20 protein-coding genes are annotated in these 21,137 nt (G+C 36.2%); 13 read left to right on the plus strand and 7 right to left on the minus strand.

Features of this window, described 5'->3' with window-relative positions:
• The first annotated feature begins 73 nt into the window (after nt 1-73).
• The 9 genes from NE363_RS07395 (at nt 74) to NE363_RS07435 (ending at nt 8,921) form a co-directional block, all read left to right on the plus strand.
• Entirely contained in the window at nt 74-604 is a 531-nt protein-coding gene (locus tag NE363_RS07395; RefSeq protein ID WP_445536160.1) for a Csu type fimbrial protein, read from the plus strand.
• A gap of 73 nt (nt 605-677) precedes the next feature.
• Nucleotides 678-1,382 carry a fimbrial biogenesis chaperone gene (locus NE363_RS07400; protein ID WP_263613991.1) on the plus strand — a complete coding sequence of 235 codons (705 nt, stop codon included), beginning with the start codon at nt 678-680 and terminating at the stop codon, nt 1,380-1,382.
• Between the two features lie 9 nt (nt 1,383-1,391).
• A complete protein-coding gene (locus NE363_RS07405; RefSeq protein WP_445536161.1) occupies nt 1,392-3,851 on the plus strand; it encodes a fimbria/pilus outer membrane usher protein in 2,460 nt (819 codons plus the stop codon).
• Nucleotides 3,842-4,861, plus strand: a complete 1,020-nt coding sequence (locus NE363_RS07410) for a Csu type fimbrial protein (RefSeq protein ID WP_445536162.1) — start codon at nt 3,842-3,844, stop codon at nt 4,859-4,861. The genes NE363_RS07405 and NE363_RS07410 overlap by 10 nt, the downstream gene beginning before the upstream one ends.
• A gap of 153 nt (nt 4,862-5,014) precedes the next feature.
• Nucleotides 5,015-5,887, plus strand: coding sequence for a DUF4882 family protein (locus NE363_RS07415; RefSeq protein WP_445536163.1), 873 nt, complete (start codon nt 5,015-5,017; stop codon nt 5,885-5,887).
• A 249-nt stretch (nt 5,888-6,136) separates the two neighbouring features.
• Entirely contained in the window at nt 6,137-6,823 is a 687-nt protein-coding gene (locus NE363_RS07420) for a glutathione S-transferase (protein WP_445536164.1), read from the plus strand.
• A 7-nt stretch (nt 6,824-6,830) separates the two neighbouring features.
• Nucleotides 6,831-7,592 (plus strand): SDR family NAD(P)-dependent oxidoreductase, encoded by a 762-nt coding sequence (locus NE363_RS07425; protein ID WP_445536165.1) that lies wholly within the window; start codon nt 6,831-6,833, stop codon nt 7,590-7,592.
• 9 nt (nt 7,593-7,601) lie between these two features.
• On the plus strand, nt 7,602-8,285 hold the full coding sequence (locus NE363_RS07430) for an SDR family NAD(P)-dependent oxidoreductase (protein WP_445536166.1): 684 nt from the start codon (nt 7,602-7,604) through the stop codon (nt 8,283-8,285).
• A gap of 78 nt (nt 8,286-8,363) precedes the next feature.
• Complete coding sequence (locus tag NE363_RS07435) at nt 8,364-8,921, plus strand: chorismate mutase (protein ID WP_445536167.1); 558 nt, start codon at nt 8,364-8,366, stop codon at nt 8,919-8,921.
• A 28-nt stretch (nt 8,922-8,949) separates the two neighbouring features.
• Here NE363_RS07435 and NE363_RS07440 read toward each other — a convergent pair whose 3' ends face one another.
• The 5 genes from NE363_RS07440 to NE363_RS07460 all read right to left on the minus strand — a co-directional run bounded on the left by NE363_RS07440 (nt 8,950) and on the right by NE363_RS07460 (nt 13,361).
• Entirely contained in the window at nt 8,950-9,435 is a 486-nt protein-coding gene (locus tag NE363_RS07440) for an Lrp/AsnC family transcriptional regulator (protein ID WP_031944456.1), read from the minus strand.
• Between the two features lie 307 nt (nt 9,436-9,742).
• Entirely contained in the window at nt 9,743-10,624 is an 882-nt protein-coding gene (locus NE363_RS07445) for a copper resistance D family protein (protein ID WP_445536168.1), read from the minus strand.
• Nucleotides 10,625-10,696: 72 nt separating this feature from the next.
• Nucleotides 10,697-11,068: a copper resistance CopC family protein gene (locus NE363_RS07450; RefSeq protein ID WP_445536169.1), complete on the minus strand. Its 372-nt coding sequence runs from the start codon at nt 11,066-11,068 to the stop codon at nt 10,697-10,699.
• Between the two features lie 243 nt (nt 11,069-11,311).
• Complete coding sequence (locus NE363_RS07455) at nt 11,312-12,688, minus strand: heavy metal sensor histidine kinase (RefSeq protein WP_445536170.1); 1,377 nt, start codon at nt 12,686-12,688, stop codon at nt 11,312-11,314.
• The gene (locus NE363_RS07460) at nt 12,681-13,361 is read right to left on the minus strand and encodes a heavy metal response regulator transcription factor (RefSeq protein WP_445536171.1); all 681 of its coding nucleotides are present in this window, start codon (nt 13,359-13,361) and stop codon (nt 12,681-12,683) included. Before NE363_RS07460 ends, NE363_RS07455 begins: the two co-directional genes overlap by 8 nt.
• 151 nt (nt 13,362-13,512) lie before the next feature.
• On the opposite strand from NE363_RS07460, the gene NE363_RS07465 reads away from it, so the two are divergent.
• The 3 genes from NE363_RS07465 to NE363_RS07475 all read left to right on the plus strand — a co-directional run bounded on the left by NE363_RS07465 (nt 13,513) and on the right by NE363_RS07475 (nt 15,607).
• Complete coding sequence (locus NE363_RS07465) at nt 13,513-13,809, plus strand: hypothetical protein (RefSeq protein WP_445536172.1); 297 nt, start codon at nt 13,513-13,515, stop codon at nt 13,807-13,809.
• Between the two features lie 503 nt (nt 13,810-14,312).
• Nucleotides 14,313-14,651, plus strand: coding sequence for a hypothetical protein (locus NE363_RS07470; RefSeq protein ID WP_191001454.1), 339 nt, complete (start codon nt 14,313-14,315; stop codon nt 14,649-14,651).
• A 263-nt stretch (nt 14,652-14,914) separates the two neighbouring features.
• Nucleotides 14,915-15,607, plus strand: coding sequence for a hypothetical protein (locus NE363_RS07475; protein ID WP_445536173.1), 693 nt, complete (start codon nt 14,915-14,917; stop codon nt 15,605-15,607).
• 55 nt (nt 15,608-15,662) lie between these two features.
• Here NE363_RS07475 and NE363_RS07480 read toward each other — a convergent pair whose 3' ends face one another.
• Nucleotides 15,663-17,489 (minus strand): DUF4209 domain-containing protein, encoded by a 1,827-nt coding sequence (locus tag NE363_RS07480; RefSeq protein ID WP_445536174.1) that lies wholly within the window; start codon nt 17,487-17,489, stop codon nt 15,663-15,665.
• Nucleotides 17,490-18,204: 715 nt separating this feature from the next.
• On the opposite strand from NE363_RS07480, the gene NE363_RS07485 reads away from it, so the two are divergent.
• Nucleotides 18,205-18,759: a TetR/AcrR family transcriptional regulator gene (locus NE363_RS07485; protein WP_445536175.1), complete on the plus strand. Its 555-nt coding sequence runs from the start codon at nt 18,205-18,207 to the stop codon at nt 18,757-18,759.
• A 64-nt stretch (nt 18,760-18,823) separates the two neighbouring features.
• On the opposite strand, the gene NE363_RS07490 is transcribed toward NE363_RS07485, so the two are convergent.
• Nucleotides 18,824-21,058: a TonB-dependent receptor gene (locus tag NE363_RS07490; RefSeq protein ID WP_445536176.1), complete on the minus strand. Its 2,235-nt coding sequence runs from the start codon at nt 21,056-21,058 to the stop codon at nt 18,824-18,826.
• Between the last annotated feature and the right edge of the window lie 79 nt (nt 21,059-21,137).

The following is a 21,137-nucleotide window of genomic DNA, read 5'->3' on the forward strand; positions in this document are numbered from 1 at the left end:
AAATGATTGTAAGAATAAGAGTTAATTTTTTTATATCTATTAATTCGACAATTTAATTTAAAAGGTTTTGGCCATGAAAAAGACTTTTTTTTATTTCTCGGCAATAGCTGTAGGGTTATTTTCCCTGAACGCAGCAAATGCCGCTACAGCGACGGGGACATTAACTGTTAAGGCGACAGTAACAAATAGTTGTGTCCTTAATACCTCTGCAACAGGTACTACAACAAATGCGGTTTTGGACTTTGGTACTTTGAGTTCTCTCACTAGTAATGTTGATGCGGATACCTCAACTACAGGTGGTACTTCAATTAAAGTTCTTTGTAACAATACTGTGCCATGGACTTTGTCGTTTGATGGTGGCCAAAATGTTTTATCAACCCAACGACGTATGATTGGAGGGGCGGCAAGTAATGAATATATTCCTTATAACCTGTATTCGGATACAGGACGTGCCACCGCAATTGGGATAGCAACAACCGCTTATAGTGGAACAGGTAGTGGTGCAGTACAAACAGTGAATGTATATGGTCGTCTTCCTGCTGGCTCAGCACTGCCGAGTGCGGGTAGTTATGTTGATACGGTAACAATAACGGTAACTTATTAAGTTGTATAAATTAGAAAAGCTGTTAGCCCTTTTGAAAGGGCTAATATATTAAAAAGATATATTTGAGTAAAACATGAAAAAAAATATTTTTATTATTACGGGATTATTCTTATCTTTATCTAGCACTATTCACGCCGCTACAATCCGCCTTTCACCAGTAAGTGTAGAAATTTTAAGTCATCAAAAAGCTTCTTCAATTAGTCTATATAATCAGTCAAATGAAAGTGCTGATTTACAGGCACGTATATTTGAATGGACTCAAAATAATGGACAAGATCAATTAACACCTACAGATGAAATCACTATTAGCCCACCTTTTTTAAAGCTAAAACCTAGCGAGTCTTATAATTTACGGGTAGTCCGAATTAATCCGGAGCCGATTTCTGGTGAAAAAACCTATCGTATTATTATTGACGAATTACCAAAACCAGTTGATAGCCGTAAAGCTTCTCAAGGTGTAAATGTATTACTTCGCTCATCATTGCCTGTATTTGTAGTCAATAAAGATGCGATTACTCAACTAAATTGGAAAATTGATACTCATCAAAAGGAAGCTTTTTTAAATATTAGAAATATTGGAAACCGACATGCACTTTTAAATGACTTAACACTTATAGATAACACCGAAAATAAGAGTTATCCGATTAAAGTGAATACCGTGAATGGCTACATTCTTGCAAACCAAGCACGAAGCTATTCAGTTAATAATTTTACATATCAGCCCAATCATAAATACAGCATTTCTCTGACAGTTAATGGTAAGAAAACCACACTTTAAGAGGCTTATATGAAATATATTATAGGTGTCTTATGTGTTGCGTATTTTCCAACGTATTCTTTTGCTGAACAGTTACTAGATCATACAAATACTGCAGTTCCTAGTGTTCCTAAGTCTATAGGAAGTAATAATAAATATATGCATGAAAAGACGAATGGACAGCAGCAAGAACATGATTTCACTCAGCTATTTTTAAATATTTCTATTAATTCAAATACCTCTGAAGATTTGTTTTCCGTAAAACAATCTAAAGATGGAAAGTTATATATTCGTTCTGGTGACTTAAAAACGCTAAGAGTGAAAATGGATGAACATATCCCTGATAGCCAATGGGTATGTCTTAACGAACTTAAAGGAATCCAGTTTAAGTACTTAGAAAATGAGCAGTCTCTGAACTTACAAGTTCCGTCAAACATGTTAATGGGTTACTCAGTTGATTTAACTGGTCAACAGACCACTAGCTCCAGTCTGCTAAAAATGAAACCCTTAAATGCTGCACTCCTGAATTACAGCCTGTATCACACCATAACCAATGATGAGAGTATTTTCTCTGGTTCGGCTGAAGGTATTTTTAATAGCGGCATCGGTAATTTTTCATCAGGCGTTTTATACAACGGTAGTAATGAAACGAGCTATAGCCATGAAAAATGGGTACGTCTGGAAAGTAAATGGCAATATGTAGCCCCTGAGAAAGTCAGAATCTATACCCTAGGTGACTTTATTTCCAACAGTTCTGACTGGGGTAGTAGTGTACGTCTTGCCGGTTTGCAATGGTCGAGTGCTTATACCCAACGTGGTGATATTGTTACCTCGGCGCTGCCGCAGTTTTCAGGTTCAGCGGCACTGCCTTCAACACTAGACTTATACGTTAACCAGCAAAAGATTTATTCAGGCCTTGTTCCTTCAGGCCCTTTTGATATTAAACAGCTGCCGTTTATTTCAGGAAATGAAGTCACGCTGGTGACCACCGATGCGACAGGTCGGCAAACTATTACTAAAAAACCTTACTATTTTTCATCGAAGATTCTGGCAAAAGGTATAAATGAGTTTTCAGTGGATGTTGGGGTTCCACGCTACAACTATGGGCTGTACTCAAACGATTATGATGATGCTACCTTTGCTTCGGGCGCGATTCGCTATGGCTACAGTAACTCACTGACTTTAAGTGGTGGTGCGGAGGCTTCAACAGATGGCCTGTCGAATCTAGGCACAGGTTTTGCCAAGAATGTTTTTGGTGTTGGAGTGATTAATGCCGACATTGCAGCAAGCCAGTATAAGGATGAGAACGGCTATTCTGCCTTACTTGGTTTAGAAGGGCGTATTAGCAAGAATATTTCGTTTAATACCAGTTACCGCAAAGTATTCGATAACTATTTTGACTTAGCCCGTGTGTCTCAAATTCGATATTTAAAAGAAAACCAGATTACTTCTGAGCCACAAAATTATTTGAGCTACAGTGCACTGGCAGATGAGATTATTAGGGCAGGGATTAACTATAACTTTTATGCGGGCTATAGCGTTTATGTCGGCTATAACCAGATCAAATACAGTGATAATTCGTATAAGTTACTGTCTGCTAACTTAAGCGGAAGTCTGAACAAGAACTGGGGCTTTTATAGTTCAGCTTATAAAGATTATGAAAACCATAAGGACTATGGCGTTTACTTTGCACTTCGCTATACGCCATCTACCAGAGTTAATGCAATTTCTAGCGTATCTAACGATAGTGGTAGGCTGACTTACCGACAAGAAGTATTTGTTCTATCGGAACCGCAAGTTGGTTCATTTGGATGGGGTGGATATGTTGAGCGAGATCAAGATGCACATAACAATAATGCATCGATCTATGGTTCTTACCGAGCACGGGCTGCATACCTAACAGGCCGCTATAACCGAATTGGAGATAACGACCAAGTTGCACTTTCAGCGACAGGATCATTAGTTGCAGCGGCAGGACGCGTCTTTGCGTCCAACGAAATTGGAGATGGTTATGCTGTTGTTACCAATGCCGGACCGCAAAGCCAGATTATCAATGGTGGGATAAATTTAGGAACAACTGATAAGTCCGGAAGGTTTCTTATTCCAAGCCTCATGCCCTATAGAGAGAACCATATTTATTTAGATCCATCTTATTTACCTTTAAATTGGAATGTTAAATCTACAGATCAAAAAGCAATGGTGGGATATCGACAAGGGACTTTAGTTGACTTCGGTGCACATCAGGTCGTTTCTGGGTTAGTGAGACTCGTTGATAAAAACAATTCACCATTATTACCGGGTTATAGCGTTCGAATTAATGGGCAGCAAGATGCAATAGTGGGCTACGATGGTGAAGTATTTGTTCCCAACCTATTACAACAAAACAAACTTGAAGTAGATCTTCTCGATCATGGTTCATGCCAAGTTAACTTCACTTATAACAGTAATCAGTACTCAACTAAGAAATTGGGACCTTATATATGTCATTAAATATTATGAATAAGGCTCAAATAGAGAGCTATAAAAAAATTTTCTTATCTTTAAAATACTTTATAGGTATTTGCTTATTTTATCTTGTTTATGCATTTTTCAGTCCAACGCATGCTGCCTGTACGGTAGCTGGAACGACCAATAATACGTTTATTTACACAGCAGCAAATATTAATAGTGATGCAACTGTAAACTTTTCGGGAACAATTACTTGCACGAATGGAGGAATAATTCAGATCTCTCCATTTATGTGTATGAAGACAGTATTTACAGGAACAACCAGTGCGAATAATAGCGTATCGTTACCGTATACAGTCACTGCAACTGTAGGTGGAGCCGGTTCCTCTACCACTAACCAAACTTCCAATGTTTGGTATGGTCCAGTGGTCACTGTCGCTTCAAATAATATTCTTAGTTACTCGGTAAATGTGAAAGTACCAGCGCGAACTGGGTCGCTTATTGCATATCCTCAAGGAACTTATACAACTACGGTTCAACTGTTTTGGGATATGGATATTCTAGCGGCGTTATGTTTAGGGGATGTCATCAGTTGGAGCTCTGGAAATGTAACGTTAACAGCGAACTTTGTGGTACCTACGCTTTGCCAATTAAACTCAACCTCAAATGTCGATTTCGGCAATATTAATGATATTGGTATTACTAAGCGTGACTACACGACTCAAGGTGCTGTAAATACGACATGTAACTCTGGAACGCCATATTCGATTTATTTAGGGGATGGCAATAACCGTATAAGCGGAGGGTTCAGGCGTATGGCCAATAGTAATAATGAGTTTATTCCCTATCAGTTATATAAAGATTCTAACTATAGTTCGGTGTGGGATGCTACGGGTGGAGTGAATAGCGTTGGGGGAACGGGAGGAGTATCTGGCACTGGAACAGGTAATGCTCAAACCACTACAGTTTATGGAAAAATTCCGCAAGGTACTACGATTGCAAGTAGACCTGGTAGCTACTCTGATAGTGTTGTTGTTACAGTGACTTATTAATTGCCTCAGGCACTATTTCTTCAAAAGAGATAGTGCTTTTTTAGAATTAATAAATATATTGTTGTCTTATTAAAAATGCCGTTTATCAGATTTAATCAAATTATTTATGTATTTATATATACTAAACGTTCAAATATAAAAAAGGATAATGACGTGAAAAAGATAATTTTAGCAACAATAATAGGTATCTCGGGTATGAGTAACTCTTTTGCTGAGTGTACCTATAGCTTTGATGCGACCTTACAAGACATAAAAGCTTTTGAAGCAGCAAACGGAGCAAACACAGCTAATTATCGTTATGCAGAGCAAGTTGCTAATATAAATAATACGAATCAGTCTGGTTATGACGTTATAAATTATTATTCAAATAAAGATGTCGATAAGCTTTTAGCTTCAAAAAAATATATTCAGTTTAAAACTCAATATACCTCTAATACGCCAGATAATGTTGCCATAGTAGATAAACCTATTACTACTTCAGATATTTTTAGTCAGGAGTTCATTTTTGATGTGAATAATCTCAAGGTAAACCTTGGTAGCACTTCTCAGATGTATGAGTATGGTTTTGTTATTACTGGATCTTCAGAGTCTAAGGTGGAATTTACATTAAATTTAATGTTTGCAAAAGGTAATAACTATTCAGGTGTTTTAAATGGAGACTCAATTGTTTCTTTAGGTGTTACATATAAATCTGATGGAAATGGTCATTTAACACTCTTAAGTGCTAATAGAACCAGTAATCCGGTACAAGTACCAGCTGATGGAAAGGTTAGAGTCGGAATTTATGTAAATCAAAATACTAAACAGATTGGATATATTGTTAATGGTGTAAATTACGGCTACTTAAATCTTAATATGGAAAATAAATTAAAATATATCAGCTTCATGGGAGCAATTAACCAAGATCATTTCGCTAACTCGGCCTTAACTGGTAAAACAGTGGGTCTTCAATTAATTACAGATAAATCAAAAATGCAGTTTACTTACCCAACAGGGACTAAAGACATTTGTGGTGTTGCTTTATAAGAAAAGACTTAACCAAGCTATGTATCTTAGTTTTTTAGGGTACATAGCTTTGCGAAAGACTATAAATTAAAAGATAACGTAAACACTAAAAGCTCTTTTTAATCATAATAAAAATCAAATAATTCTTAGTTTTAGAAACTTGACCGTCATCAAAAATGGTTTGACTTAAAAGGGTATTCTGTATATTTATTTTTTGGTTCCAAAAAGGAACTAGTAAGTAAAACAGGCAATTAAAATAAAGGTGAACAAATGTCGGGTATTATTTTGCACCAGTGGGAAATTTCTCCATTTTGTCAAAAAGTTGCAAGGGCTTTGAAATTTAAGGGTATCCCATTTGATACAGTAAACTATAACGGCATTCTTGGTGCCAAAGTTCCTTTGCTGAGTAAAGTGGGCAAAGTACCTGTGATTGACCATAAAGGACAACGTATACAAGACAGTACTCGTATTGCTCGTTATTTAGATGAAGCCTATCCAGATACACCGCGACTTTATCCCGCAGATCCAAATCAAAAAGCACTTGCCGAACTGTGGGAAGACTGGGCAGATGAGTCTCTTTATTTTTATGAAGTGTATTTAAGGGTAAATGATTCGGAAGCTTTAGAGGAAGCCATCCGTATTAGTAGCATTGGTCGCCCAGCGTATGAAAAGCCGATGGTGAAAGCTTTTATTCTAGCCGAATTAAAAACACAGCTTTTCTTTCAGGGCTTGGGCCGAATGAAAGCCGAGGATGTTGAAGCAGAGTTTATTAAACACTTAGACCGTATTGAGCAGGTCTTATCACAAAGTGAATGGTTGGTGGGAAATAACCAGACGATTGCAGACATTGCCGTGGTTGCTCAACTTGGTGAAGTCGTTCGAACAAGTAAAAAGTTTAGTAAAGAAATTTTGAATCGTCCGTTTATTGCTTTATGGTATAAAAAACAAACAGGGTGAAACGACTATGTCATTAGCAACACCGGATAAAACACGAGATTGTGCAGTTGTTATTGGTGTCGGGGCTTCACAGGGAATTGGGGCAGCCGTTTGTCATCGTTTTGCAAGAGAAGGATTAAAAGTTTACGTTGCTGGGCGAACTTTCCAGAAAATTGAAGCAGTCGCGGCCGAAATCCATACAAAGGGTGGTGAAGCTACCGCATTTCGTTTGGATGCCGAAGATATAAATCAAGTACAGGCCCTATTTGACACCGTTACTAGTCAAAATGAACGTATTACTGCTGTTATTCATAATGTTGGGGGAAATATTCCCTCAATTTTTTTACGCAGCCCGCTATCGTTTTTTAATGATATGTGGCAATCCACGTTTTTATCGGCTTACTTGGTTTCTCAAAGCTGCTTAAAAATTTTTAAAGAACAAAATCACGGCACGCTTATTTTTACGGGAGCGAGTGCTTCTTTACGCGGCAAACCCTTTTTTGCTGCTTTTACGATGGGCAAGTCTGCGTTGCGAGCTTACGCATTAAATCTAGCTCAAATATATAAAACACAAGGCATTCATATTGCTCATGTCATTATTGATGGAATGGTGAATGGTGACAGAATTAATAAAGCTTTATTTGGGCTAGGCGGTTTAGCGCGTCTTACACGTGGAACGGGCGGACTTAATCTTGATGCAATAGCAGAAAACTATTGGATGCTTTATCTGCAAGGCCCTGAACTCTGGACACATGAGTTAGATTTACGCCCATACCAAGAAAAATTTTGAGAGACGAATATGCTAAAAACAATATTTCAGAAGTTTCAAAAAAAGCAGGGCTGTGTGGTTGTGGCCGGTCATGATATAGAACTACTCGACCATGATTTGGTAATTTTAGATAAAAACTATCAAGCTCCATTACATGTATATCAAGTCATACATGATTCTACTGTTCGGAACATACAAGTAAGTTCTATAAATGATGGCATGACGAGTGTCCGCTTAAACTTGGTAAAAACTAAGCATTTAAAAAGTCTGCTGAAATATATAACAGAGCATCGTCATACCATTGAGTTATGCGTGTTTCAGCCAAATTTTTCATCTGCATCAAATATTGAAGCTTTATCTTTAGAAGAAATTGAGCATAGTTGGCAGACCACAGGTTTAAGTGCCGTGAGCGTGTCGCAGTTCGTACTTAAACCCATGTTAAAGCAGCAGCGGGGTACAGTTATTTTTCTTGGAGCGCCATCTCATCATTCTGCTCACCACGATGTATTAAGCCAAAGTATGTTTGCGAGTATTCGAGCGTTATCGCAGTCGTTGGCAAGAGAATTTCAGCCCAAAGGCATACATGTCACGTATTGCATGTTGGAAAAATGGGATGGACAAAACCCGCACTTTATTTCATCTGTTAAACAAGTGTGTCAGCACATCTATCACCAATCTGATTCTGCATGGAGCCAAGAGCTCAGCGTATCGTGAGATTTTACTTTCGAGTGTTCTTAAAATAGAGTACTGCTTTGGAATGACAGCACAACAATAATTTCGATAGGTACTCAAATGTTAAATATTAAGAATGCTCAACAAACGGTTAAGGTAGCGACTACAGTAGCAGCTTTGATGTGCTTTTCTTCACTGGCACAAGCATATCAATATGATCAAGCAGCACGTTTAGTTAATGAGCGCTTATCTTATATGAAAGATGTTGCAGGCTATAAAGCAGAGCAGCATTTACCGATTGAAGATTTAGCTCAAGAAAAGAAAGTACTTGACCAATCACTTTCTGAAGCCGAGTCTTTTGGACTGAATAGCGAAACGGTAAAGCCGTTTATAGTGACACAAATGAATGTAGCCAAAGCTATTCAGTACCGATATAGAGCAGATTGGTTGTCTAGCCCTGAAACCAACTGGAAGCCTCAGGACTTAAGCGAAGTGCGTTTAAAAATTAGTTCTTTAAACACGGAACTTCTAAAAAATATTGCCTATGAACTCAAGAAAAATAATAACAAGGCACCGCATGGCTGTAGCTATATGTGGCCAGTTCAGCACCCTCAGCTAAAAGAAGCCGACAAGAAGGCTTTATGTGTAACATTGAATAAAATCAAATTAAAACAATGAAGCACCTAAAGCGGCTTATATAAGTCAATTATTCAATCAACATTAAGTCGGCAGTATTAGCAGATTTAAGTGGTCGTAAAGCAAAGGTTGAACGCGTGTGCCGAATACCTTTAATCGAATAGAGCTTTTTACGTAAAAAGCGTTCGTAATGTTCGGCATCTTTTACGGCCACTTTCACCAAGTAATCATAGTCACCCGTAACTAAATGCGCCTCGACCACTTCAGGAATATCTGCCAAAGCTTCACTAAAGTTTTCTAGCATTTCGTCGTCGTGGCGTTCAAGCGTAATTTCAATAAAGAATAACTCGTGAATGCCAATGGCTTTTGGGTTTACGTTTACCGTATAGCCTTCAATAATTTTTAGAGTTTCTAAACGTTTGAGTCGAGTCCAGCAGGGCGAAGATGAAAGCCCAACTTCTTCGGCGAGTTGTGCAACTGTTAAGCGGCCATTTCCACGAAGGGCAGATAATATTTTCCGATCTATGCGATCTAGTGTGTATTCTGTGCTGTTCAAAATATAAACCAAAGAAGATTCTTCTGTTAATTTTTAATATACGTGATTTTTATGCTGAGATCATTTAAAAAAACTGAAAATACAGTCAACATTTTAAGTGAGACAGCCATACACTATTTCTATGCATCGGACTCTACTGGATAGGAGTTGTGATGGAGCAAAGAGCACTGTTTCAGTAAGGGTGACTAAACAGTGCTCTTTGCGGATCTAATAAGAACTATTACTCTGACCAAAATTGAACGTTTACTTAATTTAATTAAGCTATCAAAACTATTAGACACTCACTCTCTAAATTTGTATTTATTTTTTATTCAATACCAACGACAGTTGTGATGTAACCTGTTGTTAAGATTATGATTAAACCCAATGACATTTCAAATAAAATGGCATAGCCTAACTGGTTTGCAAATTTTGGATGCTGTAAATGAGGGGTGAAATACCATTTATTAAAGGCGGCTAGTAATAAAATGCAGAGAACAAAGAGCAGTTTTATAACGAATCCATGTCCATAAGGAGTACTAACGAGTGTACTGAAATCTTTAATCAGTAACAAAGCAATACTAGCTCCGCAGACCACTAAAATTCCAACAAGAACGCCTGCAATTCTTCCAAATAAGTGCATACTTTCTTGTAGCGGGAGTCCATTTATTAGTCTGCTTGTTTTCCATAAGGGATAGAGTGAGCCCATCCATAAAGACATCGCAAATACATGTATTGAAAGTAAAGCTTGAGCAAATAAGGATAAATTTGTGACATGACCTAATTGAGAGAAACTTAAAATAATTGGGATGAGTAAGAGAGCGAAAATTGTTCCTTCAATTTTAGAAATTTGGTAAGTACGACTGTTTAATTTTACTAGCATAAAGATGAATAAAAGCAGAAAACTAAGTGATCGAATGATATGAGCATGCCCAATAGGGGTATTTATGAGTATGTTGATATAGTTATTATTCCACATACCAGCTAGACCCGTATTAGCAAAACTTCCTATAAGAATGAAGAAACCTAAAACACTAGAGACAAGCCCTAAACTTGTACCAATCGCGATATATTTAATAATAATGCGTTTCAGTTCTACATAGTGACCAAGCAATAAATAGCAAAAGGTACCCCCAATAACAAATGAAACACCCAGATATAAAAAGACCTTAATTAACCAAGTAGCATATATCCAAGTTTCAGAAATCATATTTCGCTCCTTCACTTTATCAACATGCTATTGAGCTAATAGCATGCTGATTCTTAATTTTTATTTTTTGTTTTATTTAATAGTGAAAGTATATTCGCCACTCATGTTGTGACCATCAGAACCCATTGTGCTCCAAGCTACCGTATATTTTCCTTTCTTAAGTTGAGGTACAGCAAATTTAAATGATTTTTTTAAATCATGACTCACTTGGTAATTTAAAGGGACATCTGTACGTTGAGCATCAAGCAATTTAACGTTCATTAACATCACTTCACCAGCAAAGTTGAGTGTTATATTTTTAGGCTGGTTGACTATAGATGCATTAATACCGGGTATTGCGCTTTCAAGTTTCACATGTGCAAATACATTCGACGCAGAAACAAGCATAGTTGCTCCTACTAAAACATTGCGTAGAGCAGTCATTTTATTATAAAAAATCTTCATTTTTCATCCTTTTAGAACTAATATTTGACTGGATTGTGACCGAATTAAAATCAAGGACGTACTTGATTAATCACACTTTTGATACGTCTATTATTCAGCATAAAAAGAATCACGTTGATGACTTCAAAATTACATTTTTGTCATTTTAAAAACTGATAATTTATTATGAACAAAGACTTTTTCAGAGTTAGTCATCTTGTTTAATTAGATGATTTGAAGAAATATCTGAAAGTAAAAATACTCTTAACTTTTAAAGATAATTTTAAAAATGATATGTCCATCATCATAGTTGGCTTGTATGGTCGCTCCATGTACATCAAGAATAGATTTGGCAATTGCTAGACCTAAACCTGTACCTTCCTCAACTCGCTGTCTTGATGTATCTGTACGATAAAAACGATCAAATAATCGAGTGAGTTGTTCTTGTGATAGGGGGGGACTTTCATTTTCAATTGTGAGTTCAATTTGGTCATTATTTTGTTGGCATTTAATTTTGATGACTGAATCTGATTTACCATATTTGATTGCATTTGATAAAAGATTGCTAAACGCACGACGTAACATTGAAGGATCACCTTTAATATAACCTTGACCTGTTTGTTCTAGTGACATTCCCTTTTCAGTAGCAATCGCATCATAAAAATCAAATAATCCCGAGATTTCTTTAAATAGATTTACTTCCTGTAAGTTTGCAATATGTAAGCCATGTTCTGCTTTGGCAAGAAACAGCATATCGGAAACCATTCGGGCTAAACGTTCAAACTCTTCCAAATTTGAAAATAGAATTTCCTGATAGGTGGTGATATCTCGACTACGCGATAAACAAACCTGAGTTTGAGTCATCAAGTTATTAATCGGTGTTCTAATTTCATGCGCAAGGTCAGATGAAAAATCCGAGAGTTTATCTACCGCTGTTTCTAGTCGGTCTAACATATCGTTAAATGCGATAGCTAACGATTTCAATTCAGTTGGTGTTTTATTGACATCTAATCTTTCAGAAAGATGTTGAGCCGAAATACCTTCTGCAACCTTTGCCATATTTTGAACTGGGCGTAGGCCTCGCCAAGCAGCAAACCAACCTAACAGCATTAAACAAATTGTACCGATTACACCAATCGATAAAAGCTGACGTCTAAAATCATTCAAGAAATGTATGTGTTCAGATGTATCAATACCTACAATAATTTGAGCCGATGGAATAGCGCTATTTTGATCGAAAGATTTTTTATAAACTAAGCCATGATAAATTTTATTTTGGACTTTCCATTCAAGCCACTGTCCATGTTTAGATTTGATTAGTGTTTTACTTTTAATCACGGTAGGCGATGAGCTAAAAATAATTTGGCCCGTGGGGCGTTCAATCTGTACGATTAAATCATGATGTCCTACTAAGGCATCTTTTAAATATAAATTTAGTTCAGATGAGTTGTGATAATTTTGCTCAAGTAGATTTTCTACAAGTTGAATTTTACCTTCTAATTGAGTTCTATCCTGAGTTTCGAAATGATGCATGACGAGTTGATGAATGACCAATCCCATAATCATTAAGATAATAACTGTAGAACAAGAAAAAAGAATTGCAATACGAAAGCTGATCGCATTAAACAGTTTATTAGGCATCTTCAACCTCTAAAACATAACCCATTCCACGTATGTTCTGGATTAGCTTTGGACTGAAATTACTATCAATTTTATTTCTTAAACGTTTAATAGCGACTTCTACAACATTGGTATCACTATCAAAATTCATATCCCATATTTGAGATGCAATAAGAGCACGAGGTAAGATTTCTCCACGTCTACGCATGAATAATTCCATCAATGCAAACTCTTTAGCTGTTAAGTCAATACGTTGACCCGCTCGAGTGACGCGGCGCTTGCGTAAATCAAGCTCAAGATCAGCAATGCTAATAATATTGCTGTCTTCTTTTTGCTGTCCGCGGCGGAGTAGGCTTTTTACACGGGCTAGTAGCTCCGCGAAAGCAAAAGGTTTTACTAAATAGTCATCGGCACCTAATTCTAGACCTTTCACTCGGTCTTCAATTTGATCACGTGCTGAAAGAAAAAGAATGGGCATAGTTTTGCCGCTTTTTCGGATATCGTTAATGATGCTCCAACCATCTAATTTCGGTAACATCACATCCAGAATAATCAAGTCATATTCTTCTACAAAAGCTTGATGTTTACCTGATAATCCATCAGTCACCCAATCGGTAATATATCCAGCTTCAGATAAACCTTGTTTAAGGTAATCACCTGTTTTTATTTCATCTTCAACCAATAAGATTCTCATTTATAAAAAATCTCATATTATTCATTTAGAACATAATAACGTTATAAAGACATGATTCGGTGTAGATTACAAAAATGTCATTTTCAGGTCACTTAGATGTCCGTTGGAAGCCTATAGGGTATTTAGATAAAGTTAATTTTTGGATCTAAAAATGAAAACTCTATTTCACCGTAGTTTAACAACGCTTATGTGTGTTGGTGCTTTAATCACTGGAACCCAGTCTTGGGCAGCAGATGCAAAACAAACAACGGCTGCGAATGCGGAAATCAAGCCAAATTCTAAAGCACAAGAAAAATGCACAAAACCTTGTAGCATGAAGAATGATGGAAAAATGCAGCAAGACCATACGCAGCATGAGCATGGCAATATGGCAGATATGTCTCAAATGGATCACTCTAAAATGAGTGAAATGGATCATTCTAAAATGATGAACATGTCGAATAAATAAAAGAGTAAAGAGCACTGTTTTGGTAAGTATAATTAAACAGTGCTCTTTGCGGATCTTATAAAAATTTAAATCTGAGCATTTTTTGCTTCGAAAATTGCTTTAAAAAACAACTTTCACATATATCTTAGTTTTATTTAAAAAAATCTATTTGCATGTCTATCGCATACTCTTTCAAAAGACTAAATGCACTGATTCAATGAAGTTAATTCTCATTTTTATTTTATAACTATTCTTATATAGCTTTATAATCTCTTTTATTAAGTTTAATAGAATGTTATCTAACTAGAATAATAATTTAATTTAACTAATAAAGATAATTATAAAAACTTATATCACTTATTCATTAAAAATTAATTCCACATTTTTAGTAAGGTGATGAAATATTCAAAAGATAAGAGGATTTATATAATTTCATTGTTATTAATAGACACTTGTAAACAATTATTATTTAATACGCCCGCAACATTACCACTCATACTTTTAATAATTTTATCGGGGAAATAATGCGTAATTTTTTAGTAACAGTTTTCACTTTATTGGTAGGAACATCAGCTTATGCTGAACAAGAGCCTAAAACTTATATACAGCGAACAACTTGCGAGAGAGCAGTACAACTACATGGTTTTTTAAGCCGTGCTCAACTTGATTGTAATTATCACTATACTTCACAAGAATTAGTTCATGAAGCCGACAAATGTACCAAACATGAACTAGGTGAAAAGTATGGTAGAGAAGTTATGAGATTAGGTATGGACCAATTTGAAGCACGCAAACGTGAAGATATGAAAGGCCAATTATGTAGTACGGTTTTAAAAGAGTTTCCAAACTATATTAGAAAATAAAATGGAATCTTAAAAAGCCTCTGTAGGCAAGCCGATAAAATGGATTTTATTATTCATTTTATCGGTGTATGAATTTACTAGTTAAATCAGAGAATACACATTAAGAAGCTGTCTAATTCTATGCATTTGGCTAAACTGAATAGGAGGAGAGATAGAACAAAGAATACCGCTCCAGTAAGAGAAAACTTGTTTAGACATTTTAGTAACAGTATTTGAATTAAATAATTTAGAATAACTCCATAAAGAAAGTTAGAGTTCTAAAAATGCAGAAAAAGCAAAATCTTGTAGTTAATTTAACTTTTATTTATCTATGCTTATTAGCCCTATGTTTGGCCTTGTACGCAATCATGCAAGTATATGTTCAAGAAATTGATAGAGGAACGGCTACAAATCTTATGATCTGGTCTGCAACGTTATTCCCATCAATTGCATTAATTTATACCTTCCATTTTTGGAGAGAGCAAAAAGGAAGTGAGGTTTTATCAAGATTGTCCGAAGAATCTTTTTTCAAACTAACTAACGCCGCTAAAATTCATGAACACATAGATGAAGATTATCGAGAAACTTTATTAAAAAAAATATTAGACAACATTGAGATGGTTGAAACAGATCTTTCCAAAGAATTATTAAAACAATTAGATATCGAAATGCATAGAATTTTAGAAAATTGTCACTTGATTTACAAATATTCAAAAGATGAAGATCTAAAAATTGCTTTTAACGACATGTTTTATAAATATGAGTTATATAAATCAACACGATTAAATGCTTATAGAGGAATGAAAGTTTTAGAGCATACTGATACCAAATTACATGCCATTGCATTTGATAAGAATGATAAAAATGAATATATGAAGCATTCAGAAGTACTTAATGCCCATTCTTCAACTCTTAGAAAGCATATGAATAATTTCTCAGATGAGTTACTTAAATTTATCTTTTATGCATCTAAGTAATGAATTACTCAGTTTAATAAAAAAGCCCTCAAGTGAGGGCCACTACTGCAAAAAATCAACCAAAGTTAATTTGTTTATAATGCCAGTTCTTTAATATTATTCTTAACGTCATCCACCAAGCATATATGCATCCAACTGAACTTGTGGCTTCAGCATCATTCAATAAACCATGAGCGACATTGTTTCTTAAGTTATACCCAAGTGCTTTACTAAAAATACTTTCAATCTCAAACGAAAGATTTTTACCAAAAATTCCTACAATTTCTGGGTGCTTCATTAGTGTACTTAATCCATTTTCATTTGCCACGCCATCTTCATCACGGGTTAAAGTTATAGCACCCTTATTGTTTAGCTGAACCCTAACAATATTTTCAATTTGAGGGCATAGTAAGTGTATTGAAGCAGCAAACTCGTATTCAAACCCATACCAAAGTGCATCAACCATTAACATAATCCGGTCACGTGGAATAATAGGAGAGGCTTCGCAAATAGCCCTCAATAGATCCTTGCTAATTCTATATTCATGAGTTATTTGCTCTAAAGCAGGCATAACCATATGTTGAACGATTCTTGAAATTTCTAATTTAAATAATTCGAGTATTTTACCTTCCAGTACTTCTTCATTTACTGAACCGTCATATGGTTCAAACTTATTAGTTGCAGGGCTTTTAGCAAAAACACGCCCCCCACGATCCAAATGTTTTACTGAATACAAACCAGAAAAAAATGATTGGTGTAAAGCTTGTTTTGCATTATTTTCAATCTCTTCATAATTTGGGCCTTGGTATAACTTTACAAAATAAATTAAAGCATTAATTGCCCCACTTTTGCCGCTAACATAGTTTTTTGCCTCTATTTCAACATCTGAGAAATCAGTCTTTGGATATGGAATTTCAACCATATAAGCTAATGAGTCCTCACCAGCTTTGGCTATTTTTCTTTGAATCTCGTCTATTTTATCTTCTATTCCTAATGTTTTTCGACTCTCATTAGGAATTGATCTATAGGCAAGTAATGCTCTTTCATATGATTCATGAGCTTGCATTGGAGTTGGAAAAGCTTCAGCTTCCATTTCAAAACATTGTGCAATTGCTAATAGTGAATTAGCCCAGCTTTCTACATCTTTAAGCTGATAATATTTCTTAACTGCCAACTCATAAAATTGTCTTGCTAACCCATAACTATGTTTGCCTTTCAAACATTCCGCATGAGTAAAAAATAATTGTCCAAGTAGTTCTCTATAATCTTTGTCTATCCCAGTTCTATGAAGCATTCGCCCAATTGTAAGGCTTAAAAAGTGACTTTCAGGTTTTGATATTTCTCTTTTAATAGCATCAAACATTTCTGCTTTAATCCTATCTAATCGGGAGTTATCTCTTAATTGCAAACTTAACGTTATGGCTCGGTCCCAACCTAACTCAATACTATCATTCCAATTCTGATCTATCGGTATTTCTATATAAGCATCAATTGCTTTACGGGCATGAAGATGATTTTTAGGTTTATTATAAACCCATAGCAAATCCGCTAATCTAGCCTTTAGTAGAGGATGTTTAACATCATCTAAAATTGACTCTAAAAATATAAAGTCTTCATTTATCATATGGGCTGGCCTAAATGCTGCTAATTGCTCCCTTAGACTCTCTGAAGGATCCTTATATGGCTCATGTTGTCTTTCAGGAACAAAAGATAAAGATGAAATATATGAAAGAAATAAAAGAACTTCATAATGTTTAATCTTTCCCGATTCCTGCATATCAGTTGCAGCTTGATGAAGGCTCAAACAAAGAGATGTGTAGTTATAGTTTTTGTATTTTTTAAGATCATAAGACCAATCACATTCTAAAAATAAATCTCTTTTTGATTTTTCGGCTGTAGTCATCTTTATCTCTTTTTTATATCCAAAGTAATGCAATTAATTTTAAAAACTAAAATTATTATAGATATTTATTTTATTCATAATAAGTAAATTTCCAGAAAAAAAGCTTCTGTATTAGATTAATAAACTATTTTACTAAAATTATTTTTAAAGTTTTTAAAGCTTTATTTCTAGCCAATATCACATTGACACTCTAAACCCCTCCGATTATGCTTTGCCTGCTGGCCTACATTGCCAGTCGACTTTGACAGGTCGGATAGCCAACGCACACGAAAAAGTCTCTCTTTTTTGTGGGCATCCCTGCGTGCCCCCTCTGCGGTGGAACGGGAGGGGGACACCTTCGGGTGTGCTGATCTTTTGGCTATCAGTCTGTCAACCTTCTCTCGTTTCACCACCATTATTTGACAGTAATGTGGTGAAGCTTCTTTATAGCCAAAGGAGTCCGCTATGCGTACTATTTCTTCTCATTTATTGGCCTTTGCCAAAGTCTCTCTATTCATACCATTTAAACAGTCTATAAAACGGTTTAATCGACTCTAGGTTTTCTGCACCTTAAGAATCGTTACGACTCAAAAATCATAGCAACAATAAACCCGAGATAGGCGAGCACATCTTTATTGTGCCGCTTTTGCATGCCCGTTTTTACTGCTCAATTTAAGAGTGATGGCATTTCTATCTCTTTTATATACAACAAAAAATTATTTTAAACGGTACAAATATGTCACCTTTAGTACTTTCTACACGTGCTTTAAAAGTTGTGAATCATGCAATTCATTTATTCCATCAATACGGATTTCACCTTGTTGGTGTTGACAGAATAGTGAAAGAGTCTGAAATTACAAAAATGACGTTTTATCATTACTTTCAATCCAAAGCGCGGTTTATTGAAATCTGCCTACTTGTGCAAAAACAACGGCTACAAGATAAAGTCGTTGCAACTGTGGAATATGACCAAGACTCAAGTGTGAGAGAAAAACTCAAAACACTATATGACTTACATACGGACTTGGAAGGAATGTATTACCTATTATTGAAAACCATTTTTGAAACTAAAAATAATTATCCAAACGCTTATCAAACTGCGGTGAGATATAGAATGTGGCTCACCAATGAAATCTATAGTCAGCTAAAAATGATTAAAGCGTATACTTCTTATGATGAGGCTAAACTATTTTTACAGATGATTGAAGGTGCTATTATCCAAAGGCTCAGCGATAACCATATAGATGAGCGGGATAAGCAATTCCAATATTTTATAGCGATGTTTTTATAAAATACTCTAAAAATAAAAGCCCCGAGATTGGGGCTTTTACTATATTAGGGACTAACCAAAGCTCTTACCACTTATGGCTATAAGTCACTTTAAGCGTTATGCCATTTGCAAGTAAGTGACTGGTGTTATCGTTCGTTCTTAATAATTGGCTATAAAGCGGGTAGTACTTGCGGTTAAACATGTTTTCTAAACCAATGGTCATGGTGTCTTTCTTGTTCAGCGCAAAGCTACTGATTAAATCTGCTGTGGTATAAGATTTTACATCGTAGCGACCAAAACTATTTACACCATTTAGACGGTAATCTTCTGAACCGAAGTAAGTTGCTTGTAATCGGTTCGTCCAAGTTTCAGTTGGACTATAAGAAACATAAGCTGTGAGTTTTAATGGTGGAATACGGAAGCCTGTCATGTCTTGTTCAGAACCGTTTTGAGGTTTTTCACGGCCTTTCATCCACGTAACACTACCGCCAGTTCCCCATACATTTGCATCATCAAGATAATCAAGTGTTGCTTCAACCCCAGTAACTTTCTCTTTCGTTCGAGCCAGTACTAAACCATTGTTGAATGATTGCACAGCACCTAAGTCAGAAGTAGAGTGGAACACCGCTAAGCTTGAAGAGAAGTTATTAAAGTTACCTTTCCAGCCAAGCTCGTAGTTATCAACTTTTACAGGCTCTAAGAATGATGATCCAAGGTTAAAACCTTCACCAGCATTACGAATAATTAAACCAACATCAGGTAACTGAAAACCTTGGTTAAACGATGCATAAATCGAGTGCTGGTCGTTTGGTGAGAAAGTCACATTAGCATTGTACAACCATGCATCAGCTTTTACTTTTCCGCCTGGAACCGTGTAAGGATTGGTTTTGCCTAATTGTGATAATGGAACAAAGCTATCAATCTGGGCATAGCTATCTTCATAGCGTGTACCAGCTTCTGCTGACCATTGGTCATTAAAGCGGTGTTTTAACTGCACAAAACCACCGACACTTTGCGTGGTCAGTTCAGGTAGATAAATCAGTTTTCCGATTTTTACAAACTCTAAACCGCCAGATTCATCATAAATATTAGGGTCGAAAATATCTAAAGGCATTTCGCTTTTTTCGCGGCTAAAGTCACCACCCCAAACCAATGATGTATCACCTAAAAACTCAAGGGGAGTGGTTACCGTTAAGCGGCTACCAAGTACGTTATTTTCTTGATAAATCTGGTCGACTTGTTTACCACGGTTGGCATTTGCACGGGCATCAAACGGTGAAAAACGGGTAAAGAAGTCGCGGTAATAAATTTGAGCATCAACCTTATTACCAAAAAAGTCTTTATGGTTATAGGTTAAATTGTAGATCTGGTTTTCGTTTTTATTTTGGTCTTTAAGCTTTAAGCCTTTAATGGCTTTGGCTGGGACAGTTCCAGCAGGAGCTTTTTTTACACTTGGGTCAGATGCATAATCTGAGTCTTGCTCGGCATTATAGTAGTTTGCAGCAAACTGTAGGTATTGGTTGTCATCAATGTGGTAACCCAGCTTACCGCCGATGCTATAACCATTTGAATCGTAAAGGTCGCCTTGACTTGGTTCTGGTGCAACACGGTCACCACTTGCATCGTATGGGCTACCAATACGTTGATAACCAAAGTCGAGCGCATAGTCAAAAGCGTTAAAACTGCCCGTAAAATACTGGTGAATATCGCCACTTAAAGCATTAGAACGCAGATTTGTAAGTGGTGTTTGAAGTCCAACGACGGTTTTAGCCGTAGGTTCACCGCCCGCAGCTTTTGTAGTAATTGAAATAATACCTCCCGCAGCACCGCCCCCATAAATTGCGTTACTACCACGAATCACTTCAATGTTGGCAATACTTTCAGGGTCAATGGCTGAAAGTCCTCTCGCTGTATCACGTGTAAGGTTCATAGGAACGCCATCCACCAAAATAAGCGCATTACGGCCACGTAAAGTTTGACCATAATCGGTAATGGTTCGGCTTGAGTCCGATAGGCCCGGTACGGCTTTCGCTAATACTGTCGCAATGTTGCCAGACGAACCATTTTTTAAAAGTTCAATTTGTTTTTCATCGAGCTTGGTGACTTGTTTGGCTGATGTAGAAAGTTCATCTGCACGTGAAGCGGTAATGGTAATGGTAGGAAGAGCTTCAGGCTTTTTTTCTGTTTCTGTGGTGTCAGAAGTTGAAGCTGCAAATGCTGTGTTTGAAAGAATAATGGCTCCACCAAGTGAAAGAAGTGGAATGATATTTTTAACTTCAGATTTCCTCGTTAAAAGCTTATTACTTTTCTTATTTCCCATTGTCTCGCCCTGAGAGTGATTTTAAATTGACCGAATTATAAATGAGAATCATTGTAATTAACAATATTATTAATTGCTT

The sequence above is a fragment of the Acinetobacter sp. G18 genome, assembly GCF_052660225.1.